The sequence below is a fragment of the Anaerotignum sp. MSJ-24 genome, assembly GCF_018918145.1.
Taxonomy (GTDB): domain Bacteria; phylum Bacillota; class Clostridia; order Lachnospirales; family Anaerotignaceae; genus Metalachnospira.
Genome location: NZ_JAHLPX010000011.1, coordinates 102796 through 128856 on the forward strand (window position 1 = coordinate 102796; position 26061 = coordinate 128856).

General features: G+C 41.7%; 22 protein-coding genes. 17 read left to right on the top strand and 5 right to left on the bottom strand.

Annotation, left to right across the window (positions count from 1 at the left end; all coding sequences use genetic code 11):
- Positions 1–97: 97 nt before the first annotated feature.
- Positions 98–295 carry a chorion class high-cysteine HCB protein 13 gene (locus tag KQI66_RS10785; protein WP_216429383.1) on the top strand — a complete coding sequence of 66 codons (198 nt, stop codon included), beginning with the start codon at positions 98–100 and terminating at the stop codon, positions 293–295.
- Between the two features lie 596 nt (positions 296–891).
- Entirely contained in the window at positions 892–1389 is a 498-nt protein-coding gene (locus KQI66_RS10790) for a hypothetical protein (protein WP_216429385.1), read from the top strand.
- Positions 1390–1798: 409 nt separating this feature from the next.
- Here KQI66_RS10790 and KQI66_RS10795 read toward each other — a convergent pair whose 3' ends face one another.
- A complete protein-coding gene (locus KQI66_RS10795; protein WP_216429386.1) occupies positions 1799–2014 on the bottom strand; it encodes a hypothetical protein in 216 nt (71 codons plus the stop codon).
- 268 nt (positions 2015–2282) lie between these two features.
- Here KQI66_RS10795 and KQI66_RS10800 point away from each other — a divergent pair, with 268 nt between their 5' ends.
- From KQI66_RS10800 to rpsR, 7 genes are all read left to right on the top strand, one after another.
- Entirely contained in the window at positions 2283–3671 is a 1389-nt protein-coding gene (locus KQI66_RS10800) for a 2-isopropylmalate synthase (protein WP_216429388.1), read from the top strand.
- A gap of 5 nt (positions 3672–3676) precedes the next feature.
- Positions 3677–4843 carry an isocitrate/isopropylmalate family dehydrogenase gene (locus tag KQI66_RS10805; protein WP_216429390.1) on the top strand — a complete coding sequence of 389 codons (1167 nt, stop codon included), beginning with the start codon at positions 3677–3679 and terminating at the stop codon, positions 4841–4843.
- Positions 4844–4971: 128 nt separating this feature from the next.
- Entirely contained in the window at positions 4972–6129 is a 1158-nt protein-coding gene (wecB, locus tag KQI66_RS10810) for a non-hydrolyzing UDP-N-acetylglucosamine 2-epimerase (protein WP_216429392.1), read from the top strand.
- A gap of 6 nt (positions 6130–6135) precedes the next feature.
- Complete coding sequence (locus KQI66_RS10815) at positions 6136–6624, top strand: dihydrofolate reductase (RefSeq protein ID WP_216429394.1); 489 nt, start codon at positions 6136–6138, stop codon at positions 6622–6624.
- Positions 6625–6738: 114 nt separating this feature from the next.
- Entirely contained in the window at positions 6739–7026 is a 288-nt protein-coding gene (gene rpsF / locus KQI66_RS10820) for a 30S ribosomal protein S6 (RefSeq protein WP_216429395.1), read from the top strand.
- Between the two features lie 32 nt (positions 7027–7058).
- Entirely contained in the window at positions 7059–7505 is a 447-nt protein-coding gene (locus tag KQI66_RS10825) for a single-stranded DNA-binding protein (protein WP_216429397.1), read from the top strand.
- Between the two features lie 27 nt (positions 7506–7532).
- A complete protein-coding gene (gene rpsR / locus KQI66_RS10830) occupies positions 7533–7763 on the top strand; it encodes a 30S ribosomal protein S18 (RefSeq protein ID WP_216429399.1) in 231 nt (76 codons plus the stop codon).
- A gap of 65 nt (positions 7764–7828) precedes the next feature.
- Here the strand turns inward: rpsR and KQI66_RS10835 are convergent, their stop codons facing one another.
- On the bottom strand, positions 7829–8233 hold the full coding sequence (locus tag KQI66_RS10835; RefSeq protein ID WP_216429401.1) for an HI0074 family nucleotidyltransferase substrate-binding subunit: 405 nt from the start codon (positions 8231–8233) through the stop codon (positions 7829–7831).
- On the bottom strand, positions 8220–8438 hold the full coding sequence (locus KQI66_RS10840; RefSeq protein WP_334300590.1) for a nucleotidyltransferase family protein: 219 nt from the start codon (positions 8436–8438) through the stop codon (positions 8220–8222). Before KQI66_RS10840 ends, KQI66_RS10835 begins: the two co-directional genes overlap by 14 nt.
- 270 nt (positions 8439–8708) lie before the next feature.
- Between KQI66_RS10840 and rbr the strand changes: the two genes are divergently transcribed.
- From rbr to KQI66_RS10865, 5 genes are all read left to right on the top strand, one after another.
- Positions 8709–9308, top strand: coding sequence for a rubrerythrin (gene rbr / locus KQI66_RS10845; RefSeq protein ID WP_216429526.1), 600 nt, complete (start codon positions 8709–8711; stop codon positions 9306–9308).
- 59 nt (positions 9309–9367) lie between these two features.
- Positions 9368–10237: a fumarylacetoacetate hydrolase family protein gene (locus KQI66_RS10850; protein WP_216429403.1), complete on the top strand. Its 870-nt coding sequence runs from the start codon at positions 9368–9370 to the stop codon at positions 10235–10237.
- A 476-nt stretch (positions 10238–10713) separates the two neighbouring features.
- Positions 10714–14574 carry a DNA-directed RNA polymerase subunit beta gene (rpoB, locus tag KQI66_RS10855; protein WP_216429405.1) on the top strand — a complete coding sequence of 1287 codons (3861 nt, stop codon included), beginning with the start codon at positions 10714–10716 and terminating at the stop codon, positions 14572–14574.
- Between the two features lie 16 nt (positions 14575–14590).
- The gene (gene rpoC, locus KQI66_RS10860; protein ID WP_216429408.1) at positions 14591–18265 is read left to right on the top strand and encodes a DNA-directed RNA polymerase subunit beta'; all 3675 of its coding nucleotides are present in this window, start codon (positions 14591–14593) and stop codon (positions 18263–18265) included.
- Positions 18266–18640: 375 nt separating this feature from the next.
- On the top strand, positions 18641–19018 hold the full coding sequence (locus KQI66_RS10865; protein ID WP_216429409.1) for a hypothetical protein: 378 nt from the start codon (positions 18641–18643) through the stop codon (positions 19016–19018).
- 511 nt (positions 19019–19529) lie between these two features.
- Here the strand turns inward: KQI66_RS10865 and KQI66_RS10870 are convergent.
- Both KQI66_RS10870 and ilvA read right to left on the bottom strand, forming a co-directional pair.
- Positions 19530–20762, bottom strand: coding sequence for a dicarboxylate/amino acid:cation symporter (locus tag KQI66_RS10870; RefSeq protein ID WP_330655129.1), 1233 nt, complete (start codon positions 20760–20762; stop codon positions 19530–19532).
- A 50-nt stretch (positions 20763–20812) separates the two neighbouring features.
- Positions 20813–22003 (bottom strand): threonine ammonia-lyase, encoded by a 1191-nt coding sequence (ilvA, locus tag KQI66_RS10875; protein ID WP_216429411.1) that lies wholly within the window; start codon positions 22001–22003, stop codon positions 20813–20815.
- A gap of 817 nt (positions 22004–22820) precedes the next feature.
- Between ilvA and rpsL the strand changes: the two genes are divergently transcribed.
- From rpsL to fusA, 3 genes are all read left to right on the top strand, one after another.
- Positions 22821–23243 carry a 30S ribosomal protein S12 gene (gene rpsL / locus KQI66_RS10880; protein WP_216429419.1) on the top strand — a complete coding sequence of 141 codons (423 nt, stop codon included), beginning with the start codon at positions 22821–22823 and terminating at the stop codon, positions 23241–23243.
- 142 nt (positions 23244–23385) lie between these two features.
- Positions 23386–23856, top strand: coding sequence for a 30S ribosomal protein S7 (rpsG, locus tag KQI66_RS10885; RefSeq protein ID WP_216429421.1), 471 nt, complete (start codon positions 23386–23388; stop codon positions 23854–23856).
- Positions 23857–23932: 76 nt separating this feature from the next.
- Entirely contained in the window at positions 23933–26020 is a 2088-nt protein-coding gene (gene fusA, locus KQI66_RS10890) for an elongation factor G (RefSeq protein WP_216429423.1), read from the top strand.
- Positions 26021–26061: the final 41 nt, after the last annotated feature.

A 26061-nucleotide genomic window follows, 5' to 3' on the forward strand; every position in this document is an offset into this window, starting at 1 on the left:
AAAAAGAGCATGTCCTTCATAAAAATATAAATAAAAGTGTTATTTCACAAAATTACCGCATAAGATTAGATGTGTAAAAAATTAAGGAGTGTTGTTTATGGGTAATTGCGGTTGTTTTGGAGGAAATGAATCTTGCTGGATTATAATTCTGCTTCTGCTCTGCTGTGGATGTGGCTGCGGAAATAACGGCAACGGAGTTCTCGGAAGTAATTCGGACTCACTTTGGATTATTATACTTATTCTTCTTTTATGCGGTTGCGGCGGCTCTAACTTCAATATGTGCGAGGCAAAATAAAAGGGAAATTTACGGGGAGCTTAGGCTCTCCGTATTTTAATACCTGTCGGTGGCGGTGGAAAATTATTTTGCGGCTTTACAAGTCGCAAGGCTGTCTTTGCGAGGGAGGAAACTCTTAAATTGCGAATACTGACCGTGCAAGATGGCACGGCAACGCAGTTGCTTTCGTTTACGAAAGTCATGACCAGCGACTTCCTCCCTCGCACTCCTTCTTTTCCGGACACGCTAAAGTTACGAAAATTATTGACCGCACAAGTATGCACCCCGAAGAAAACGGGGCGGTCGTAGACCGTTTTGCGTAGCAAAATGCTTTGACCATGGTGCGGTTGCGTAGCAACTTTTGCGAAGCAAAAGTCATGACCATTAAGTCTTCGCAGGAATGCTGCTCGGTCTTAACGCAATTTTGAAAGCACAAAACTGAAGCTTTGTAGCTAATTATTCAATTTTTCATAAAGCTGCATTCGCAGAATGTAGCTAATTAAAGTTTAGATTGAACCTTTTTAAAGGTTCATAGGGTTTGGGGCAACGCCCCAATGTATTAAGTATATTTTTCGAAAAAGAACATAAAGATATAATAAAAAACGGAGCTGATTGATTTGGAGGAGAATAACACAGAAAATATAATCAAAAACATAGATAAAATAAAAATGCTGTCCGGAATGCTGGGACAGGACGGAAGCATGGACGCCGGTAAAATGGAGAACATAATCAATGCCATAACTACGGCGAAAAAGCTCGGCATAATAAATATGCCGCAGGAGGAAAGTCATGATATTACAGTATCGGAGAACACAGAGCAAGATAACAGCAGCTTTGGCGAAGGCATAAGAGCGATTAAGGCGGCGATACCTTTTCTGAACAGGGAATACCAGAAGCATTTGTTCCTTGCCGTAAAGCTTATGGAAATGAACAAGGAATATGATGACGGCGAAATGAGCCTTCAGTGCCAGAGCATTACGGAAGGTACGTCAGAGGAACAGAGAGAGGCTATGCTAAGGGCTGTAAGAGGCCAGCTAGGCAGTGAAAGCGGCAGAAAGCTTGATGTTATACTGAAAATGCTTGAGGCAAGAAGAATAGCCGACAGATTAAAATAGAAAATATAAGTCGAAATCAGGATTTCGACTTGTTTAAACAGAGGCATGAATAGCTCATTCCATCGGCTAAAAAGCCTTGAAACTATTGACCATGCAAGATAGCATGGTGGCGAAGCCACTTTCGCTTGCGAAAGTCATGACTAAGCTATTCTCCTCGACGGGAGTGAATCCCGTCTATTGACCGCACAAGACAGTGCGGCGGCAAAGCCGCTTTTGCTTTTTCAAAGCAAAAGTCATGACAGTATGGATTTCACTTAGGAAACCACTGACTGTGCAAGACGGCACAGTTGCGAAGCCACTTTCGTTTACGAAAGTCATGACTATTGTTTCCTAATACCTTCCGCTGTACAAAAATAATTTTGTCTAAAATCTAAGTCCTGCATGAATGGAATATGCAGGACTTTTTTGGTTACTTACATATAATACACAATAATATTATAAGTAGTATAAGCGGAAAGCTCTGCGTGTTTTCGGACGTATTATTACTGCATGGCGTTGGTCTGCTTTCGACACAGGCACATTCTTCAACGGCTGTACTGCATAAATATTCGGGCTGAACCGGCTTGCCGGGCTCAAACTGACAGTTATATGGCTGTGGAATGCTTCGATTGAAACGGCTTGACATTGTTTTGCTCCTTACGATATTTATATATCGTTATATTTATATGCCGAATTAAGCCGGAGTATGAATAAATAAACATTATTGGTGCATCAGACATAGTATTTAACAATTTTTTTGTGCTGATGTACAATTATTATTATATTTTATGTGTTCAGGTTGACTTTAACACACTAAAGGTATACAATAACATTACTTTTTGTTCAATATTTCAAATCAAAGATAAATAATTAATTTACATAAATCCGTTTGGGTTGTTTTGAGGAGGCCGATTATGCTTGAGTTTAATAAGAAAACAAATTTACTTGAAAGCATAGCACAGGAATATCCTCTTGAAGAGGTAAAGGATCCCAATCTTTTCAGAGATTATTTCAGCTATGAGGATATACCTAAGGTAGCGTTTAACAGACGTTTGGTGCCTATGGACGTACCCGATGATATTTGGATTACCGATACAACCTTCCGTGACGGACAGCAGTCCAGAGAACCGTATACGGTTGAGCAGATGACAATGCTTTTCGATATGATACACAGACTTTCCGGTCCCAACGGCGTAATAAAGATGAGCGAATTCTTCCTTTATACAAAGAAGGACCAGGAGGCAGTATATAAATGTCTTGAAAAGGGCTATCAGTTTCCCGAAATAACAAGCTGGATAAGAGCATCACAGAAGGATTTCGAGCTTGTTAAGGAAATAGGCCTTAAGGAAACGGGAATACTTGTAAGCTGTTCCGATTACCACATATTCAAAAAAATGCACATGACAAGACGTCAGGCGGTAGACCATTATCTTGCGGTTGTCCGTGAATGTATCGAAACAGGCGTAAAGCCGAGATGTCATTTTGAGGATATAACAAGAGCCGATTTCTATGGCTTTGTTGTTCCCTTTGCATCAGCACTTATGGATCTTATGGAGGATACCGGAGTTCCCGTTAAAATACGTGCCTGCGACACAATGGGCTATGGCGTTACATATCCCGGTGCGGTTCTTCCAAGAAGCGTTCCCGGTATAATCTACGGTCTGCATAACCATGCCGGAGTTCCCCATGAGCTTATCGAATGGCATGGACACAATGACTTTTATCGTGCGGTAAACAATGCGTCATATGCGTGGCTTTACGGCGCAAGCGGCGTAAACTGCTCACTTCTCGGCATAGGCGAAAGAACGGGAAATACACCTCTTGAGGCCATGATTTTTGAATATGCACAGCTTAAGGGAACATTAAACGGTGCAGACACAACGGTTATTACGGAAATAGCCGATTATTATCAGAATGAAATCGGTTATGATATACCGCCTATGACTCCTTTCGTAGGAAAAAACTTTAACGTAACCAGAGCCGGAATTCATGCCGACGGATTACTTAAGGATGAGGAGATTTACAATATATTCGATACTGATAAATTCCTCAACAGACCTGTTAAAATTGCTATTTCAAATACTTCCGGAACATCGGGCATTGCACACTGGATAAATGTATTCTATAATTTTAAGGGTGCAGACATGGTTGATAAAAAGGATGAGCTTGTCGAAATAGTAAAGGAATGGGTTGACGAGCAGTATAATGAAGGACGAGTAACAATGATAACCGACGGCGAGCTTGAGTCAATCGTAAACGAAACGGCAGTAAGACTTAAGCAGGACAAATATTTAAGGAGATAAGGATTATGACAAACAAAGAGAAAATTGAAGCAGCAAAGGAAAAATTCGGTATCCTTCTGGAGGAACAGCTTGCAAGAGTTGAGCGAATGAAAAATGAGCCTGATTTCATTGATTATTCAAAGCTTGACAAAATTATCATCGGTGTTACCGGCGGCGACGGAATAGGCCCTGCAATAACAGGACAGGCACAGAGAATACTTGAATTCCTTCTTAAGGACGATATTGCATCCGGCAAGGTGGAGGTAAGAAACATTGAAGGTCTTACAATAGAAAAACGTGTTGAGTGTATGAAGGCTATTCCCGACGACGTTATGGCAGAGCTTAAGAAATGCCATGTTATACTTAAGGGACCTACAACAACACCCAGAAAGGGCGATCCATGGCCCAACATTGAAAGTGCGAATGTTGCAATGAGAAAGGAATTAGACCTTTTTGCAAATGTTCGTCCCGTAAGAATTCCCGAACAGGGCATTGACTGGACATTCTACAGAGAAAATACAGAAGGTGCATATGCGGTAGGAAGCAAGGGTGCAGTTGTTGACGAAGACCTTTCTGTTGACTTTACGGTAACAACATCACAGGGAACGGAAAGAGTTATAAGAGCTGCATTTGATTTTGCGGTTAAGAACGGAAAAACAAGAGTAACGGCAGTTACAAAGGCAAACATAATCAAGGCAACAGACGGAAAATTCCTTGATCTGTTCTATGCAATAGCTAAGGAATATCCCCAGATTGAGGCTGACGACTGGTATATCGACATTATGACAGCTAAGCTTGTGGACGAAAAAAGACGTAAGGACTTCCAGGTTGTTGTTCTTCCTAACCTTTACGGCGACATTATCACAGACGAGGCTGCTGAGTTCCAGGGCGGCGTTGGTACAGCCGGAAGTTCAAATATCGGTAAGAGATATGCTATGTTTGAGGCTATCCACGGTTCAGCTCCCCGTATGGTTGCGGAAGGCAGAGATAAATATGCCGATCCTTGCAGCGTAATAAGAGCATGTGTACTTCTTCTTAACCACATCGGTTACAGCGAACAGGCCGCTAAGCTTGAAAAAGCACTTGACATCTGCACACAGACAGAAAGAAAGGTTTACACAACAGGCCGTGATACAGGTGCGACAGGCGAAGAGGTTACAAACTACATAATGGAAACAATCGAAAAATTATAATAAGATTATTAATGGCTGTGCCTTTTGGCACAGTCATTTTTGTTGTAAAAATATTTAGTGTTTGTTATACTGATTATGTATAAGTAAATTTTTGCGAAACAAAAATAATAAATACGGAGAGATAATTAATGGATAAAATAAAAGTAATGAGTGTTTTCGGAACACGACCGGAGGCTATAAAAATGGCACCTCTCGTCAAGGCGTTGGATAAAGAGCCAAAGACCGAGAGTATAGTCTGTGTTACGGCACAGCACAGGGAAATGCTTGACCAGGTGCTTGAGGATTTTAAAATTGTGCCGGATTATGACCTGAACATAATGAAGGCAGGACAGACGCTTGAGGACATAACGGTAAGAGCACTTACGGGAATAGGCGAGGTAATAAGAGAGGTTAAGCCTGACATAGTTCTTGTACACGGCGATACATCAACGACCTTTGCGGCTTCGCTTGCGTCTTATTATAACCAGACAAAGGTTGGCCATGTTGAGGCAGGCCTCCGCACCTATGACAAATATCAGCCGTTCCCGGAGGAAATGAACAGAAGACTTACGGGAGCTATTGCCGACCTTCATTTTTCGCCGACAAAAATGGCAAAGGAAAATCTGCTTAAGGAAAATATAGATGAAAACGGCATTTTCATAACGGGAAATACGGCTATCGACGCACTTAAAACAACAATAGACGACAGCTATGTGTTCACAGTTGATGAGCTTAACAAAATTGATTTCAAGAATAAAAGAATTATAACGATAACGGCGCACAGAAGGGAAAATCTCGGAGAGCCGCTTAAGAATATTTGCAGAGCCTTCAGAAGAATTGCGGACGATTATGAAGACGTTGAAATGGTTTATGCAGTTCATAAAAATCCGGCAGTGTCTAATACTGTACACGAAATTCTTGGCGGCCATGAAAGAATACATCTTCTTGATCCGCTTGATTTGCGAGATATGCACAATCTTATGAACAGATCATATCTGGTTATGACCGATTCCGGCGGACTTCAAGAGGAGGTTCCGTCAATGGGCAAGCCTGTGCTTGTGCTCAGAAATGTTACCGAAAGACCGGAAGGTGTTGAGGCAGGAACACTTAAGCTTGCCGGAACGGACGAAAACACAGTATACGGCATGGCAAAACAGCTCCTTGATGATAAAGAGGAATACAGAAAAATGGCTGTTGCAAAAAATCCCTTCGGCGACGGAAATGCCTCCGAAAGAATAGTCGGTGCAATATTATACAGCTTCGGGCTTTCCGACGAAAGACCGGCGGACTATATTACAAAGGAGTAAGACAATATGAAAATGATTGCTGCCGTTGATAAAAACTGGGCGATAGGCAACAAGGGCGAGCTGCTTGCACATCTTTCCGGAGATATGAAGTTTTTCAGAGCAAAAACAACCGGAAACACCGTTATTCTCGGAAGAAAAACGCTTGCCACATTTCCCGGAGGAAATCCGCTTAAGGACAGAAGAAACATAGTGCTTACACATAAAGCCGATTTTGACGGAAACGGTGCGGAAGTTGCCCATTCGGTTGAAGAGGTGCTTGAGCTTGTTAAAAATGAAAATACGGATAATGTATATGTTATAGGCGGCGAAAGCGTTTACAGCCAGTTCATGGATTACTGCGATACCGCATATATAACGGTTTTTGACAAGACCTTTGAGGCAGATGTGCATATAGAAAATCTGGATATGTCCGATAAGTGGCAGTTAAAAGATGAAAGCGAAGACTATGAGGAAAAGGGCATTTCCTATTGTTTCAGAACTTATGTAAAAAAGTAAAAAATGTTCTTGCATATGGTTGGAATTTATGATAAAATCTAACGATGTAAGTTTAATTTAATCCTTGCTCTGTTTAATTACAGGGCCTTATGTCCAGAAGGAGGTGTATCAGGAATGAACAAATACGAGTTAGCATTAGTTTTAAATCCGACACTTGACGAAGAAACAAAAGCAGCTGAAATGACAAAAGTTCAGGAGCTTATCGCAAGATTCGGTGGTACAATCGAAAAGATTGATGACTGGGGTAAGAGAAGACTCGCTTATGAAATCAAAAAAGTGAACGAAGGTTTCTTCAGCTTCATTACATTTGATGCTGCAGCAACAGCTCCCGCTGAAATCGAAAGCCGTGTTCGTATCATGGAAAACGTATTACGTTACCTTATCATCCGTAAGGATGCTTAATTTACGCCTATCTTTTTAACGGAGGTGTTTATATGAACAAGGTCATACTTATGGGACGACTCACAAGAGATCCCGAGGTAAGATATTCACAGGGTGCAGAACCTTTGGCGATTGCCAGATATTCACTTGCGGTCAACAAACGCTTTAAGCGTCAGGGTGAACCGGACGCAGACTTTATTCCTTGCGTTGCCTTTGGCAAACAGGGTGAGTTTGCGGAAAAGTATTTCAGAAAAGGTCAGATGGTAAGCGTAGTCGGAAGACTTCAGGTCCGTAACTGGGACGATAACGAAGGTAGAAAGCGTACAACAACAGAGGTTGTTGTTGAAGAACAGTACTTTGCCGAAAGTAAAGCTTCTTCACAGGCACAGCGTCAGGCTGCTCCGCAGGCGGCAGGTGCTCCCGCAAAGGCAGACAACGGCGTAGGCGACGGTTTCTATCCCATTGATGAAAGTATAGAAGACGATGATTTACCCTTTTAATCAACAATTTTAAAAGGAGGTTGTATTATGATTCAGAGAAAACGTGGACGTAGAAAAAAACGTGTATGTGCTTCATGTGCAGATAAAGTAACTGTTATCGATTACAAAGATATCAGCAAACTCAGAAGATATGTTTCTGAAAGAGGCAAAATTCTTCCCAGAAGAATTACAGGAAACTGTGCAAAGCATCAGAGAGCTTTAACAACAGCTATCAAGAGAGCAAGACACGTTGCACTTATGCCTTATACACAGGACTAATATAAAGTTCGTATTTAAAAAGACTGCAAAGATGATTAACCGTTTTTGCAGTCTTTTTGCGTTTTCTATAAGTTATCCAATATATCTCCGTAATAAGCTTGGATTTCATCTTTGAGCTTAATAAATTCCGGTATATAGTTGTCCAAAATTAAGTTTACAAGATTTCTGGCGGCATTGCCGTCGTAAATATGCGACATATTGGTTCTTGCCTTAAGCATTGAAAGCCATGTATCCTCATCTATAAATGAATATATGGAATATGCGGCTTTTATTATCGCTCTCGGAGAACCGGAGTTTGCAATGCTTTTGCCTTCGTATTTTATCAATTCCTTTAGGACTTTCCAACCGAGTTCGAACTGAACAAAGAATTTATATATTATACCGCCGACAATAAATTCGTTATTTAAGTCTTCATTTTTGGCTTTGGCAAGAACTTTCAAATTTAAGCAATAGTTTTCAAATTTTTTCATAAATAACGATGCCATCCTTTTCTATGGAAGCTCTTAATTTTTTCTGTATATTCTTATCAAGGTCAATAATATCAAATTCGAGTAATGTTGAAACATTTTCGTTTACATCAAAAGAAAAAGAGGTTTTATCACCGCCGGAAATGGCAATGTCTATATCGCTTTTTTCATAAAAGGTTCCTCTTGCCCGAGAACCGAAAAGTATCAATTTTTCTATATTATGTTTTTTGCAAGGTTAATAAGTTCGTTTATAACAATGCTTTTTATACCTGTGTTTACCGCTGAGTCAGTCAAAATATCACTCCTATTTAATATGATTTTATCATTAGTCAGTTTCAAAATCAATTCGATAGTTATTACATATTTATACTTATACATACTGTTTAAGATGAATAATTACATCTTTTTCGATTAATACTAAAATAAAATTATCGAAGGGAGCTTTCATATGATTACATTATCCAAAGAAACAAGCGGCATACAAAGCCTTAAGGGAACGCAGACAGAGGAGAACCTTATGCGTGCCTTTGCCGGAGAAAGCCAGGCGAGAAACCGATATACCTTTGCGGCCAAATCTGCTCACAAGAACAAGCTGCACTGCATTGAGGCGGTTTTTCAGTTTACGGCATCGCAGGAGCTGGCCCATGCGAAGGTATTTTATGACTTTCTGAAGGAGAGCAACGGTTCGACAATGTATATTGACGGCGGCTATCCTGTTGAAATATATGACGATGCTTACAGCCTTCTCAATGCGGCGGCACATAATGAATATCAGGAATATGACGATGTGTATAAGAGCTTTGCGGATATTGCGGAGCAGGAAGGCTTTATCGGTGTGGCACAGACCTTCAAAAATATTGCGGCGATAGAGAAAACACATGGCGACAGATTTCGATATTTTGCTGATCTTGTTAAGGAAAACAGGCTATTTGTTTCCGATATAAGTACCGGCTTTGTGTGCCTTAATTGTGGGTATGTATATACAGGTACGGAGGTGCCGGAGATTTGTCCCGTATGCAAGCACGACAGAGGATATTTTATAAGAGCGGAGCTGTTGCCGTATAGTGAATTAAAATAAATATTGTTCTGCAATAAAGAATATGGTATTATGAAAGAAAACAATAAGGGGGATAAATTATGAAGCTTATTACATTTGAGTATAACGGAGTTCAGCAGATCGGCGTGCTGAGCAAGGACGAAACAAAGGTATATCCTATAAAAGGATATTCTTCCATGAATGAGCTTATTGACAGCTATGATGAAGGCTTATTCAATAAGCTTGCGGAAGGCATAAACGAGAGTGAGGCAATCTGCTTTGCAGATGTAATCAAAAAAGCACCTATACCAAATCCAAGACAGGACGTTATCTGCCTCGGAATAAATTATACGGAGCACGCAAAGGAGTCAGCAAGATTCCACAATGAGGCTTTCGGCGGAGAAAGACCTTATCCCATATATTTTTCTAAACGAGTAAACGAAGCTCCGGCAGATGGCGATGTGATAAGCGGACATTTTAATATAGTAGACAGCCTTGATTATGAATCCGAGCTGGGAGTTATACTTGCGAAGGACGCGAAGAACGTAGCGCCGGAGGATGTACATAAATATATATTCGGATATACGGTTATAAACGATGTAAGTGCGAGAAATGTACAAACTGCACATAAGCAGTGGTATTTCGGAAAGAGTCTTGACGGATTTACTCCAATGGGACCTTGCATTTTGACCGCCGATGAGGTGGAATATCCGCCTGCACTCAAAATTACATCAAAGGTAAACGGAGAATTAAGACAGAATAGCAATACCGATATGATGATAACGGACATTGACCACATAGTAAGCGAATTGAGTGCCGGAATAACATTAAAAGCCGGAACAATAATAGCGACAGGAACACCTGCCGGAGTAGGAATGGGAATGACACCGCCTACATTCCTCAAAAAGGGTGACGTTGTGGAGTGCGAAATAGAGAAAATAGGAAAATTGACAAACACAATAGGAGATTAACACCTTAACGGCTTATCCGGTTTTTCGGACAGGCCGTTTGTTTTTGAGCAAAAAAATAACAGGAGGTTTCTCCTGTAAGCATTGACAAACAAAGGTTTTTATGATATTATTATTAAACTTGCCAATAAAGTGTGTTTGTCTTTACGAACATAATCATTATAGCACAACTGATTATCCATTTCAAGATAATTAATTAGTAAAAGTAATGAAAATAAGATTGACAAAAAATATTTTTGCGGTATCAAACAAAATTTTTGATATATTATCAAGAATTTATGTCAATTATATATAAAAACATAGACCTAAAATCTGTGTTTTGTAATTTTTGGGATAGAATTTCCTGAATTTTGTGAACTTTTTACCTCCGGCTGATCAAAGGTTGGGAGGTAATTGTGTTGACTTTGTTCGGGCAGTTCTTACTTTTTTTATATGAGATTTTTACTTGTTAGCGTCTATCATTTTTAAGGGGTGGCTTTATGGAAAAAAACAGAATTCACTCGGCTCAAATGGGCGAGATGAAAAGAAAAAGCTATTCAAGAATTAAAGAAGTTCTTGAAATGCCGAATCTTCTTGAAGTCCAGAAGAACAGCTACAAATGGTTCCTTGACGAAGGCCTTCAGGAAGTGTTTGAGGATGTTTCTCCTATTACAGACTTCAACGGAAACCTTATGCTTGAGTTCACTGACTTTACACTTGATTCAACACCCAAGTATTCACTTGAAGAGTGTAAGGAAAGAGATGCAACATATGCTGCTGCACTCAAGGTAAGAGCAAGACTTATTAATAAAGAAACAGAGGAAATCAAGGATCAGGAAATATTCATGGGCGATTTCCCTCTTATGACAGATACCGGCACATTCATAATCAACGGTGCTGAACGAGTTATCGTCAGCCAGCTCGTAAGATCACCCGGTATTTATTACGCATCGGAATTTGATAAGCTTGGTAAAAAGCTTCTTTCATCAACGGTTATCCCCAACAGAGGCGCATGGCTTGAATATGAAACAGATTCAAACGATGTATTCAGCGTTCGTGTGGACAGAACAAGAAAGGTTCCCGTTACTGTTCTCATAAGAGCACTCGGAGTAAGCTCCGATGCGGAAATCATCGAACTTTTCGGTGAAGAACCCAAAATCCTTGCTACAATCGAAAAGGACGTAAGCAAGAGCTATGAAGAAGGTCTTGTTGAGCTTTATAAAAAGCTTCGTCCCGGCGAGCCTCCCACAGTAGAAAGCTCAGAGAGCCTTCTCAGAGGTATGTTCTTCGATCCCAAGAGATATGACCTTGCAAAGGTTGGTAGATACAAATTCAATAAAAAGCTTGCTCTCAAGACAAGAGTAAGCGGTGCTGTGCTTGCAGAGGCTGTTGTTGATCCTATGACAGGCGAAATCGTTGCAGAGGAAGGCACAGTGCTTTCACAGGCTATTCTTGAAACAATCCAGGATACAGGTGTTGCCGGAATCATTATCAGAAACGAAGAAGGCAGAGAAATCAAAATCCTTTCAAACAGAGCGGTTTCCATCGAGCCTTTCGTTGCTGAATACGGTCTTACGGCTCAGGAGCTCGGCGTTAAGGAAAAGGTTTACTATCCTGTTCTTTGCGAAATACTTGAAAGCTGCGAAAACGCAGACGAAATCAAGGCTGCCGTTAAGGCTAAACACCATGAGCTTATTCCTATCCATATCACAGTTGAGGACATTATGGCTTCTATCAACTATGTAATGCACCTTGACTATGGCTATGGCAATGTGGACGATATTGACCACCTCGGAAACAGACGTATCCGTTCGGTAGGCGAGCTTCTCCAGAACCAGTTCAGAATAGGTCTTTCAAGAATGGAAAGAGTTGTTCGTGAGCGTATGACAATCCAGGATATGGAGAATGCAACACCTCAGGCACTTATCAATGTAAGACCTGTAACTGCCGCAATTAAGGAGTTCTTCGGAAGCTCACAGCTTTCACAGTTCATGGACCAGAACAATCCGCTTTCCGAGCTTACACATAAGCGTCGTCTTTCGGCACTCGGCCCGGGCGGTCTTTCAAGAGAAAGAGCCGGATTCGAGGTTCGTGACGTACATTCATCACATTACGGAAGAATGTGCCCCATCGAGACACCCGAAGGTCCTAACATCGGTCTTATCAACTCACTTGCAACATTCGCAAGAATCAATGAATACGGCTTTATCGAAGCTCCTTACAGAGTAATCGTTAAGGACGAAAACGGTGAGCCCGTTGTTACAGACGAAGTAAGATATGTTACAGCCGATGAAGAGGAAAACTACAACGTAGTTCAGGCCAACGAGCCTCTTCTTCCCGATGGACATTTTGCACATAAGAAGGTTACAGGACGTCATCGTGACGATATTATCGAAGTAGACAGAACGGAAGTTCAGCTTATGGACGTTTCGCCCAAGCAGATGGTTTCCGTTGCTACTGCGCTTATTCCTTTCCTTGAAAACGACGATGCTAACCGTGCGCTCATGGGATCTAACATGCAGCGTCAGGCTGTGCCTCTTCTTACAACGGATTCTCCTATCGTAGGAACAGGTATGGAATACAAGGCAGCAAAGGACTCAGGTATCGCCATTGTTGCTAAAAAAGGCGGCGTTGTTGAAAAGCTCAGCGCAAACGAAATTGTTATCAAAAACGACGAAGGACAGAGAGATGTATATCATCTTATCAAGTTCCAGAGAAGTAACCAGGGAACATGTCTTAACCAGAGACCTATTGTAAATAAGGGTGAAAGAGTTGAAGCAGGACGTATTATTGCGGACGGTGCATCAACAAGCAACGGAGAGCTTGCTCTCGGTAAAAATCCTCTTATCGGTTTCATGACATGGGAAGGTTATAACTACGAGGACGCCGTTCTTCTCAGCGAAAAGCTCGTTCAGGAGGACGTTTACACATCTGTTCATATTGAAGAATTTGAAGCAGAAGCAAGAGATACAAAGCTCGGACCCGAAGAAATTACAAGAGATATTCCTAACGTAGGCGAGGACGCACTCCGTGACCTTGACGAAAGAGGTATTATCCGTGTAGGTGCAGAGGTTCGTTCGAACGATATACTTGTAGGTAAGGTTACACCTAAGGGTGAAACAGAGCTTACGGCAGAGGAAAGACTTCTCCGTGCAATCTTCGGCGAGAAGGCAAGAGAGGTCAGAGATACATCACTCAGAGTTCCTCACGGTGAATCCGGTATCATTGTTGACGTTAAGATATTTACAAGAGAAAACGGCGACGACATCGGCCCCGGCGTAAATCAGCTTGTCCGTGTATATATTGCACAGAAACGTAAGATTTCCGTTGGTGACAAGATGGCCGGACGTCATGGTAACAAGGGTGTTGTTTCGAGAGTTCTTCCCGTTGAGGATATGCCTTTCCTTGAAAACGGCCGTCCTCTCGATATAGTTCTTAATCCCCTTGGTATTCCTTCTCGTATGAATATCGGTCAGGTCCTTGAAACACATCTTTCACTTGCGGCTAAGGCTCTCGGCTGGAAGATTTCTACACCTGTATTCGACGGTGCTGACGAGGTTGACATCATGGATACACTTGAAATGGCAAACGATTACGTTAATACCGAATGGGAGGAATTCTCCGAAAAATGGAAGCCTCTCCTTCAGGGTGATATATATGATGAGCTCTATGAAAACAGAGATCACAGAGCAGAGTGGAAGGGAGTTAAGCTCAGTCGTGACGGTAAGGTTCAGCTTCGTGACGGACGTACGGGCGAGCCCTTCGACAACAGAGTTACAATCGGCTTCATGCACTACTTGAAGCTCCATCATCTTGTTGATGATAAAATCCATGCACGTTCAACAGGTCCTTACTCACTTGTTACACAGCAGCCTCTCGGCGGTAAAGCACAGTTCGGCGGCCAGCGTTTCGGTGAGATGGAGGTTTGGGCACTCGAGGCTTACGGTGCAGCATACACACTTCAGGAAATCCTTACGGTTAAATCGGACGATGTTGTAGGACGTGTTAAGACATACGAATCAATAGTTAAGGGTGAAAATATTCCTGAACCCGGAGTTCCCGAATCATTCAAGGTTCTCCTTAAGGAGCTTCAGTCACTTGCCCTTGATATTAAAGTTCTCAGAGCCGACTCAACAGAGGTTGAAATTAAGGAATCCATTGATGATGACGAAATAGGCGAAAACCTTGATATGCAGGTTGTAAACGATATTAACAAAAATTCCGACGGTTATACAGAGGAAGAAGGCAACCTTAATGACGCCATTGATATGATTTTCGGAAACAGTTCCGACCATGAAGATGATTTCGACTATGAAGATGATTTAGAAGGAGATTTCGACGGACTTGATGACGAGAACTAAGAAGGGAGAATGTTAAATGCAGCAGAATACAGAGCATGACATAGTATTTGATTCAATTAAAATCGGCTTGGCTTCTCCGGAAAAGATTCGTGAATGGAGTCATGGTGAAGTAAAGAAACCCGAAACAATAAATTACAGAACTCTTAAGCCCGAAAGAGACGGTCTTTTCTGCGAAAGAATATTTGGACCTACAAAGGACTGGGAGTGCCACTGCGGTAAATATAAAAGAATAAGATACAAAGGTGTTGTTTGTGACCGATGCGGCGTTGAGGTTACAAAATCAAAGGTAAGACGTGAACGTATGGGACACATTGAGCTTGCCGCACCTGTATCACATATATGGTATTTCAAAGGTATTCCCAGCCGTATGGGACTTATCCTTTCAATGTCACCAAAGGCTCTTGAAAAGGTACTCTATTTCGGAAGCTATGTTGTTCTTGATCCGGGCGACACAGGTCTTCACGAAAAGGACCTTCTTTCAGAGAGAGAATATAAAGATATGCTTGAAAAGTACGGCGACACATTCCGTGTAGGAATGGGTGCCGAGGCTATCAAGGAGCTTCTCTGCGCTATCGACCTTGAAAAAGACTCAGAAGAGCTTAAGAAGCAGCTTGCCAACACAACAGGCCAGAAAAAAATCAGAATAATCAAAAGACTTGAGGTTGTTGAGTCATTCAGACTTTCAGGCAACAAGCCCGAATGGATGATTCTTGATGCAGTACCGGTTATTCCTCCCGACATCAGACCTATGGTCCAGCTCGACGGCGGACGTTTTGCAACAAGCGACCTTAACGACCTTTACAGAAGAGTTATAAACAGAAATAACCGTCTTAAAAGACTTCTCGAGCTCGGTGCTCCCGATATTATCGTAAGAAACGAAAAGAGAATGCTTCAGGAGGCAGTTGACGCACTTATCGACAACGGCCGTAGAGGCAGACCTGTAACAGGCCCCGGAAACAGACCCCTTAAGTCACTTTCCGATATGCTTAAGGGTAAACAGGGACGTTTCCGTCAGAACCTTCTCGGTAAACGTGTTGACTATTCGGGACGTTCGGTTATCGTTGTAGGCCCTGAGCTTAAGATTTTCCAGTGCGGTCTTCCTAAGGAAATGGCTATCGAGCTTTTCAAGCCCTTCGTTATGAAGCAGCTTGTTGAAAAGGGACTTGCACACAATGTTAAGTCTGCAAAGAGAATGATTGAAAGACTCCAGACAGAGGTCTGGGACGTCCTTGAAGACGTTATCAAAGAGCATCCGGTTATGCTTAACCGTGCACCGACACTTCATAGACTTGGTATCCAGGCATTTGAGCCTGTACTTGTTGAAGGCCGTGCAATTAAGCTTCATCCGCTCGTATGTACAGCATACAACGCTGACTTCGACGGTGACCAGATGGCTGTCCATGTTCCTCTTTCTGTTGAGGCACAGGCAGAATGCCGTTTCCTTCTTCTTTCACCCAATAACCTTCTCAAGCCTTCGGACGGTGCTCCCGTAACAGTACCTACACAGGATATGATCCTCGGTATGTACTATCTTACACTCTGCAAGGAGGAGCTTGTTAAAGAGGTTATCGAAACAGATGCAGACGGCAACCCTATACTTGACGGTGACGGCAATCCCGTTAAATACCTTCAGTATAAGCTTTACAGAGATGAAAGAGAGGCTATTCTTGCATACGAAAACCATGAGGTTTCTCTCCATGAGCCTGTTAAGGTAAGAAGAACACTTACATTTGACGGTGTTGAAGAAACAAGAGTAGTTGTAACGACAGTCGGAAGAATTATATTCAACGAAGCTATTCCCCAGTGCCTTGGCTATGTAGACAGAACAAAGGACGAGGATAAGTTCAGATATGAAATAGATTTCCTTGTTGATAAGAAGGGTATCGGAAAGATTATCAACAAATGTATCAATAAGCGTGGTGCTACCGAAACAGCCGATATGCTTGACAAGATTAAATCACTCGGTTACAAGTATTCAACAAAGGCAGCACTTACAGTTTCAATTTCCGATATGGAAATTCCTAAGCAGAAGAAGGAATACCTTGCCGAAGCCGAGGAAATGGTTGAAAAGATTACAAAGAAATATAAACGTGGTTTCATGACAGACGATGAACGTCATAACAAGGTTATCGAAACATGGAACATTGCCAACGACAAGATTACAGATGCACTTCTTGCAGGTCTTGGTAAATACAACAACATCTTCATGATGGCTAACTCTGGTGCCCGTGGTTCTAACAGCCAGATTAAACAGCTTGCAGGTATGCGAGGACTTATGGCTAACCCTTCGGGTGGTATCATCGAGCTCCCTATCAAGTCTAACTTCCGTGAAGGTCTTTCGGTTCTTGAGTACTTCATTTCCGCTCATGGTGCTCGTAAAGGTCTTACAGATACAGCTCTCCGTACAGCCGACTCAGGTTATCTTACAAGACGTCTTGTTGACGTTTCACAGGATATTATTATCCGTGAATGGGATTGTACACCGGAAGGCAAGGAAGCACCCGGTCTTTGGGTAAGTGCTTTCGTTGACGGAAACGAAGTTATCGAAAGTCTTCAGGACAGATTAAGAGGCCGTTGGTCAGTCAAAGATATTGTAGATCCCGAAACAGGCGAGATTATTGTTCCTGCCGACACAATGATTACTCCCGATATGGCAGAAAAGGTTGAGAAGGCCGGAATTAAGAGCGTTCTTATAAGAACAGTTCTTACATGCCGTTCAAACATCGGTATTTGTGCTAAGTGCTACGGCGCAAACATGGCAAGCGGCCGTTCGGTAAGAATCGGTGAATCGGTTGGTATCATTGCCGCTCAGTCAATCGGTGAGCCCGGTACACAGCTTACAATGCGTACATTCCATACCGGTGGTATTGCCGGAGACGACATCACACAGGGTCTTCCTCGAGTTGAGGAGCTTTTCGAGGCAAGAAAGCCTAAGGGACTTGCCATCATCTCAGAATTCGGCGGTACTGTATCAGTTACAGATAATAAGAAAAAACGTGAGGTTACAATCACAAACAACGAAACAGGCGAGGTTAAGGATTACCTTATACCTTACGGCTCAAGAATCAAGGTATATGACGGCGACGTAATCGAAGCCGGTGACGAGATTACAGAAGGTTCTGTAAATCCTCATGACATTCTTAAGATTAAGGGACTCAGAGGCGTTCAGGATTACATGATCCAGGAGGTTCAGCGAGTTTACAGATTACAGGGTGTTGAAATCAACGATAAGCATATCGAGGTTATCGTTCGTCAGATGCTTAAGAGAGTTAAGATTGAAGAAATCGGTGATACAGATTTCCTTCCCGGAAGCCTTGTAGACTGGCTTACATTTGAAAACACAAATGAAGCACTTGAGGCAGAAGGCAAAGAGCCTGCAAAAGGCACAAGAGTTCTTCTCGGTATCACAAAGGCATCACTTGCTACAGATTCCTTCCTTTCAGCCGCTTCATTCCAGGAAACAACAAGAGTTCTTACAGAAGCTGCTATCAAGGGCAAGGTCGATCCTCTTAACGGTCTTAAAGAAAACGTTATCATCGGTCAGCCTATTCCTGCCGGTACAGGTATGGCAAGATACAGAAATGTTGAAATTGATTCCGGTGAGGAAGACGACATCTATGCCGAGGACGACATTGACGTTGAAGAAAATGCCGAACCTAATGAAGAACCTGTTACAACAACAGAAGAATAAGCTTAAAGGTGTCGTATCGACACCTAAGTCGAAATCAGGATTTCGACTTGTTTAAACAGAAGCATGAATAGCTCATTCCATCGGCTAAAAAAGCCTTGAAACTCGCTATTCTCCTCGACGGGAGTGAATCCCGTCTATTGACCGCACAAGACAGTGCGGCGGCAAAGCCGCTTTTGCTTTTTCAAAGCAAAAGTCATGACAGTATGGATTCCACTTAGGAAACTCTTTGTTTCCTAATACCTTCCGCTGTACAAAATAATTATGTTTACATTATAGGGCTGTCTGCTATGCAGGCAGCTTATTTTTATGTCTGTTTGCGTTTAGAAAGGTAATATGCTATGATTGAAAAAAGACTATATTACGGGAGATGATTATATGAAAAGACGTAAATTGACCATATCGGCGGTTATTATAATACTGGCAGGAGTGTGCATTATCGCACCGGGATATTTTAAAAACGGGAATGCGGATATTACCGATTATTCGGTTTCGACTGACGGAACGGAAATGACGATCAAGGTTGAGACATCTTCCGGACATATAAGAAAAGTGGCTGAATGTCAGCAGCATGGTGGTCATCTTTATCTGGACGGATATTATGCCTTCGGAGGCTTTAACGGTACTATAGGGGCTAAGGACGAGTACACAATTCAGCTTGATGAGGACACGGAAATGATAGCGGTATACCGAAACACCAACTGCTATGAGCCGGTGCTGGAGAAGAACGCAGACGGCAAATGGGAGAGAGCGTAAGTATAAAGGAACAAACCTTGGGGCTTTGCCCCAAACCCTATGAACCTTTGAAAAGGTTCAATCCAAACTTTGATTAACTACATTCTTTGAATGTAGTTTTGGAAAAATAAATAGTCAGTGTCCGAAAATCATTTGTTAAAATGATTTTCAATAAAATTTAGGTCAAGCAATGAACCGCAAAGTATGCACCCCGAAGAAAAACGGGGCAGTCAAAAACAGCGAAGACCGCTGACGCTAATGAACCGCAAAGTATGCACCCCGAAGAAAACGGGGCGGTCGCAGACCGTTTTGCGTAGCAAAATGCTTTGACCATGATGCGGCGGTCGCAGACCGCTTTGCGAAGCAAAGTTCTGAATATGATGCGGCTGCCACAGGCAGCTTTGCATAGCAAAGTTCTGACAATTTTAAAGGCTTGTGGGTTTAAGGGCAAAGCCATTAGGTGTTTTGCAAAAAAGGAGAAAGGCAATCCGATTTTTCGGATTGCCTTTTTAAGAGATTATTGTTGTATTAATTAGTTAGCCTGTTTTTCTTTTTTGCCTGTGATTGCATCCATGAATACTGCAATAGCACCGTCGCCTGTTACGTTACAAGCTGTTCCGAAGCTGTCCTGTGCGATGTAAAGAGCAATCATAAGTGTAAGCATAGGCTCGTTGAAGCCAAGCATTGATTCAAGAATACCGAGAGCTGCCATAACAGCACCACCGGGAACACCGGGAGCTGCAACCATTGTTATACCAAGCATAAGGATGAAAGGAAGCATCTGCATGAAGCTTACTTCCCAGCCGTTAAGCATCATGATAGCGATTGCACAGCTTGTAAGTGTGATTGTTGAACCTGAAAGATGAATTGTTGCACAAAGAGGGCAAACGAATTCAGCAATTTTAGCACTAACACCGTTTTTCTTTGTCTGCTCAACTGTTACGGGGATTGTTGCAGCTGATGACTGTGTACCGATAGCTGTTACATAAGCAGGAATCATGTTCTTTACAAGTTTTAAAGGATTCTTCTTTGAAACTGTACCGGCGATGAAGTACTGGAATAAGATAATGATAATATGCATTACAATGATAAGTGCAAATACCTTGATGAATACTGACATAATTTCTACTACTGTACCTGTGTATGTCATGTTAGCGAAGATACCGTAAACATGGATAGGTAAGAGAGGAATAATGATGCTGCCTACGAGCTTTTCAACGATGTTAGCGAACTCGTGGAATACTGTCTTAAGGTTGTTGCTCTGTGTTATTGAAATACCAAGACCTAAGATGAAAGCCATAAGAAGAGCTGTCATAACGCCCATGACAGGAGGCATTTCGATTGTGAAAAGTCCTGAAAGCATTGTTTCTTCTGCGTTAGCAGCATTGTCAAGAACGATTGAACCAACCTTAAGGAATGAAGGAAATACAGCCTTGTCAACGCAGAATGCAAATGAACCTGCAATGATTGTTGAAACATAAGCTACAAGAGCTGTGATAGCAAGAGTTTTTCCGGCGCCTTCTCCGAGGTCTGCGATACCGGGAACAACAAAGCCGATAATGATAAGCGGAATACAGAAGCTTATGAAGTTACCGAAGATACTGTTGTATGTTGCACCAAGTTCAATGATAATAGGTAAGTTTACTGCTTTAGCAATGTTACCGACTACGATACCTAATACGATAGCAATAATTAGTTTAGGCAGTAAGCCAAGTTTTTTCTTATTTTCGTTTCCCATATTTATATGGCTGTAACTGTATACCAATTACAGCCTTTCCTCCTTAATAATATAATGTATGTTTTTAGTTAATGTTTTTATTCAATGATTTCATATCCACCGGCTACGAGAGCTTTTCTGATTTCTTCAACGTGCTCGGGATTTCTTGTTTCAAGAGCCATTGTTACTACGCAGTGTGTAACGTCTGAAAGCTTAGCTTCTCTTGAATGGTTAACTCTGATGATGTTAGCACCTGTCTTTGATACAATGTCAAGAAGGTTGATGAGCTGACCGGGTTTATCAAGAACCTTAGTTGTGATTTCGCACATTCTACCTGATTTTGAAAGACCCTTTGTGATAATTCTTGAAAGTGTTGTTACGTCTACGTTACCGCCTGATACAACACAAACTGTCTTCTTGCCTTCTGTCTTAACCTTTCCGAACATAACAGCAGCAACGGGAACAGCACCTGCGCCTTCTGCAACAGTCTTCTGAGCTTCCATAAGCTTAAGGATAGCAGAAGCGATTTCGTCCTCTGAAACTGTTACGATTTCATCAACATATTTGCTGCAAAGCTCATATGTAAGATCGCCGGGTTTCTTAACAGCGATACCGTCAGCGATAGTTGATACTGATTCAAGCTCTGTAGGCTCGCCGTTCTGACGAGAAACATACATACTGGGAGCACCTGCTGCCTGAACACCGATGATCTTGCAGCTGGGCTTGATTGACTTAACTGCGAATGAAATACCGCTGATAAGTCCGCCGCCACCGATGGGAACAACGATCTGGTCAACATCGGGAAGCTGTTCAAGAATTTCAAGACCGATAGTACCCTGTCCTGCGATTACTCTTTCGTCATTGAAGGGATGAGCGAATGTATAGCCATGCTCGTTTGTGAGTTCAACAGCCTTTGCATATGCGTCATCATATACGCCGGGAACAAGAACAACCTCTGCGCCGTAGTTCTTTGTAGCCTCTACCTTAGCAAGGGGAGCGCCTGCTGGCATACAGATGATTGATTTGATACCGCTCATTGTTGCTGAAAGAGCAACGCCCTGAGCATGGTTTCCTGCTGAGCATGCAATAACACCTTTAGCTTTTTCTTCTTCAGTAAGAGAGTGGATTTTGTAAGAAGCACCTCTTAATTTGAAAGAACCTGTAAGCTGAAGATTTTCTGATTTAATGTAGATACCGTCACCGATTCCGGGTGCGGGTGAGAGTGGTGTGAGTCTTACGATGTCTTTTAAAACATTTTTGGCGTCGTAAAGCATTTCAAGTGAAATCATTATTAATACCTCCGTTTATTAAGTTATCGTTTTATTTGTCTATATTATACTTAATTAAATTTTTTTAGTAAATAAACTAAATTACCGAAAGTTTTTCACTCACGCACTAAAAACAGAGTAAAAAGCTATATTGTCTTTATATCATGGACAATGTTTCTTAATATAAACAATCGGTATAAAAATTAATCATAGGTACTGCAAAAAATACAACCTATTTTTATGCTTTATTACCAAATGAGTATTGGATATGGGGGAAAATGTAAAATAATGCTTGATTATCATAAAAAAGTATACAAATTAACACAATACATTGCAATTTGTAGGGCCATTTATGTGGTCAATTTGTATATTTTCGGACTTAAAGCTATACCGTGTCCTCCGTAGCAAAACAGTGTACATATTATGTTTTTGAGCGAAAGAAGGTCAATTTCCGTTGTGATTTTGACTTAACTTGAATTTTTTACGTATAATATGCCCAAAAGTTTGAAATTACAAAATCTATCAAACCAATAGGTTATATATAAAAATGCAGTATGAATAAATTTGATTTCAACTGACAATAATAACCGTTTGTAAACGGGTGACGGAAAGAACCGGTATATATAATGTAAAAAAAGAAAAAAGAAGTCCGGAAACACTAATTTATTAAGAAATAAAGAGGTTTTCAAAAAAAGTCGAAATTGTATTGACATTTAATTACTTAAATGATAGACTAATACGGTGTCTGAAAACAGGTGAAGTGCGTGCTTTCGGATATTAAATGCAAAAAGATTTGCAATGGCAGAAAAGTATTAATTTTATAAGGAGGTGCACTATAATGCCAACATTTAATCAGTTAGTTAGAAAAGGCAGACAGACAGTAGAGAAGAAATCAACTGCTCCTGCTCTCCAGAAAGGTCTTAACTCTCTTCAGAAGAAGGCAACAGACATTTCTTGCCCCCAGCGTCGTGGTGTTTGTACAGCTGTTAAAACATCTACACCTAAAAAGCCTAACTCAGCTTTAAGAAAGATTGCCAGAGTTCGTCTTACAAACGGTATCGAAGTTACAGCTTATATCCCCGGTGAAGGTCACAACCTTCAGGAACATAGCGTTGTTCTTATCAGAGGCGGTAGAGTAAAAGACTTACCCGGTGTTCGTTACCATATCGTTAGAGGTACACTTGATACAGCAGGTGTTGCTAACAGAATGCAGTCTCGTTCAAAATACGGCGCTAAGCGTCCCAAGGCTGGTAAGAAGTAATTAATTTGATTTATTAAGTAATGCCTTATACGACAATACATTCTGCGTATTGCATTTATATATTGAGTATTAGGCATGGACGTACACCTTCGGGGTGTGCGAGTACCGATGAGAGAATATATTTATTAAGGAGGGAAGAATCGTGCCAAGAAAAGGACATGTAGCAAAAAGAGAAGTTTTACCTGATCCTATGTACAAAAGCACACTTGTAACAAAGCTTATCAACAGCATCATGCTTGACGGTAAGAAGGGTGTAGCTGAAAAGATAGTTTATGGTGCGTTTGACAGAGTAGCAGAAAAGACAGGAAAAGAGCCCCTTGAGGCTTTTGAAGAGGCACTTAACAACATTATGCCTGTTCTCGAAGTAAAGGCTCGCCGTGTTGGTGGTGCAACATATCAGGTACCTATGGAAATCAGACCTGAAAGAAGACGTACATTAGGTCTTAGATGGCTCACACTTTACAGCAGAAAACGTGGCGAAAAGACTATGGAAGAACGTCTTGCGGGCGAAATCCTCGACGCTATCAACAACGCCGGCGGAGCTTGCAAAAAGAAAGAAGAAACACACAAGATGGCAGAAGCAAACAAAGCTTTCTCACATTTCAAGTGGTAATTTGACATTAAGTATATTAGGCAGCTGTGTGCAGAACATGCACATGGCTGCATGACAAAATAAAGGAGGAATAAACGTGGCAGAGAGAGAGTATCCACTTGCCAGAACCAGAAATATTGGTATTATGGCACATATCGATGCTGGTAAAACTACTCTGACAGAACGTATCTTGTTCTACACAGGCCGTAACTACAAAATTGGTGATACCCATGAAGGTACAGCAACAATGGACTGGATGGATCAGGAGAAAGAAAGAGGTATCACAATTACTTCAGCTGCAACAACATGCCACTGGAAAGATCATAGAATCAACATCATCGACACACCGGGACACGTTGACTTCACTGTAGAAGTTGAGCGTTCACTCCGTGTTCTCGACGGTTCAGTATGTGTTCTTGATGCTAAGGGCGGCGTTGAGCCCCAGACAGAAACTGTTTGGAGACAGGCTGATAACTACAACGTACCTCGTATGATCTTTGTCAACAAGATGGACATTATGGGTGCTAACTTCTTCGGCTCAATGAAGTCAATCGTTGACAGACTTGGTTGCAATCCCGTAGCTGTTACACTTCCTATCGGTGCTGAAAATGATTTCGTAGGTATCATCGACCTTATGAAGATGAAAGCTTACATCTACGAAAACCAGACAGGTACAGATATTGACGAGGAAGAAATTCCCGATGAATATAAAGACGTATCAGAAGAATACAGAGAAAAGATGATTGAAGCTATCTCTGAAACAGATGAAGAGCTTCTTGAAAAATATCTCGGCGGTGAAGAAATTACAGAAGAAGAGCTTAAGGCTGCACTTCGTAAGGCTTGTATCGCTTGTGAGCTTGTTCCCGTATTCTGCGGTTCAGCTTACAGAAACAAGGGTGTTCAGAAGATGCTCGACGGTGTTGTTGAATACATGCCCGCACCTACTGACATTCCTTCAATCAAGGGTGTTGACCCCGTAACAGGCGAAGAAACTGAAAGACATTCATCAGATACAGAGCCTTTCTCAGCACTTGCATTCAAGATCATGAATGACCCCTTCGTAGGAAAGCTTGCTTTCTTCAGAGTTTATTCAGGTACTCTTGATTCAGGTTCTTATGTATATAACTCAGTTAAGGCTAAGAAAGAGCGTATCGGACGTATCCTTCAGATGCACGCTAACCACAGAGAGGAAATCGAAAGAGTTTACTCAGGAGATATCGCTGCTGCTGTTGGTTTAAAATTCACTACAACAGGTGATACTCTTTGTGATGAAGATCACGAAGTTATCCTTGAATCTATGGTATTCCCCGAACCCGTTATCTCAGTTGCTATCGAGCCTAAAACAAAGGCAGGCAGAGATAAGATGGGTATTGCGCTTGCTAAGCTTGCAGAGGAAGACCCTACATTCAAGACATATACAAACCCTGAAACAGGCGATACAATCATTTCAGGTATGGGCGAGCTTCATCTTGAAATTATCGTTGACCGTCTTCTCCGTGAATTCAAGGTAGAAGCTAACGTAGGTAAACCTCAGGTTGCTTACAGAGAAACTTTCCTTAAGGACGTAGACGTTGAAGGTAAGTTTGTTCGTCAGTCAGGCGGTCGTGGACAGTACGGTCATTGTAAGGTTAGATTCTATCCTATTGGTACTGATCCCGAACATTGCTATGAATTCGTAAACAGCGTAGTCGGCGGTGCTATTCCCAAGGAATACATCCCTGCTATTGATAAAGGTATCCAGGACGCTATGCAGAGCGGTATCCTCGGCGGTTACCCCGTAGTTGGTGTTAAGGCTGAAGTATATGATGGTTCATACCATGATGTCGACTCATCAGAAATGGCTTACCAGATTGCCGGTTCACTTGCATTCAAGGAAGCTATGAAGAAGGGTGACGCTGTACTTCTCGAGCCCGTTATGAAGGTTACTGTAACAGTTCCCGAAGAATACATGGGCGATGTTATCGGTGATATCAACTCAAGACGTGGACGTATTGAAGGTATGGAAGCAAGAAACGGCGTTCAGATCATTCATTCATTCGTTCCTCTTGCAGAGATGTTCGGATATTCAACAGACCTTCGTTCTAAGACACAGGGTCGTGGTAACTACGTAATGGAAGTTGACCATTATGAACAGTGCCCTAAGAGCGTTCAGGAAAAAGTTCTTGAAGGCAGAAAAGCAAACTAATTGTAAGTAGATTACAAATTGTTATTGCAAATACAAGAGTT

What these genes read in the sequence shown, in the direction of transcription:
- KQI66_RS10785 (WP_216429383.1), top strand. Translation starts at nt 98, where the DNA reads ATGGGTAATTGCGGTTGTTTTGGAGGAAATGAATCTTGCTGGATTATA.
- KQI66_RS10795 (WP_216429386.1), bottom strand. Translation starts at nt 2,014, where the DNA reads ATGTCAAGCCGTTTCAATCGAAGCATTCCACAGCCATATAACTGTCAG.
- KQI66_RS10800 (WP_216429388.1), top strand. Translation starts at nt 2,283, where the DNA reads ATGCTTGAGTTTAATAAGAAAACAAATTTACTTGAAAGCATAGCACAG.
- KQI66_RS10805 (WP_216429390.1), top strand. Translation starts at nt 3,677, where the DNA reads ATGACAAACAAAGAGAAAATTGAAGCAGCAAAGGAAAAATTCGGTATC.
- wecB (WP_216429392.1), top strand. Translation starts at nt 4,972, where the DNA reads ATGGATAAAATAAAAGTAATGAGTGTTTTCGGAACACGACCGGAGGCT.
- KQI66_RS10815 (WP_216429394.1), top strand. Translation starts at nt 6,136, where the DNA reads ATGAAAATGATTGCTGCCGTTGATAAAAACTGGGCGATAGGCAACAAG.
- rpsF (WP_216429395.1), top strand. Translation starts at nt 6,739, where the DNA reads ATGAACAAATACGAGTTAGCATTAGTTTTAAATCCGACACTTGACGAA.
- KQI66_RS10825 (WP_216429397.1), top strand. Translation starts at nt 7,059, where the DNA reads ATGAACAAGGTCATACTTATGGGACGACTCACAAGAGATCCCGAGGTA.
- rpsR (WP_216429399.1), top strand. Translation starts at nt 7,533, where the DNA reads ATGATTCAGAGAAAACGTGGACGTAGAAAAAAACGTGTATGTGCTTCA.
- KQI66_RS10835 (WP_216429401.1), bottom strand. Translation starts at nt 8,233, where the DNA reads ATGAAAAAATTTGAAAACTATTGCTTAAATTTGAAAGTTCTTGCCAAA.
- KQI66_RS10850 (WP_216429403.1), top strand. Translation starts at nt 9,368, where the DNA reads ATGAAGCTTATTACATTTGAGTATAACGGAGTTCAGCAGATCGGCGTG.
- rpoB (WP_216429405.1), top strand. Translation starts at nt 10,714, where the DNA reads ATGGAAAAAAACAGAATTCACTCGGCTCAAATGGGCGAGATGAAAAGA.
- rpoC (WP_216429408.1), top strand. Translation starts at nt 14,591, where the DNA reads ATGCAGCAGAATACAGAGCATGACATAGTATTTGATTCAATTAAAATC.
- KQI66_RS10865 (WP_216429409.1), top strand. Translation starts at nt 18,641, where the DNA reads ATGAAAAGACGTAAATTGACCATATCGGCGGTTATTATAATACTGGCA.
- ilvA (WP_216429411.1), bottom strand. Translation starts at nt 22,003, where the DNA reads ATGATTTCACTTGAAATGCTTTACGACGCCAAAAATGTTTTAAAAGAC.
- rpsL (WP_216429419.1), top strand. Translation starts at nt 22,821, where the DNA reads ATGCCAACATTTAATCAGTTAGTTAGAAAAGGCAGACAGACAGTAGAG.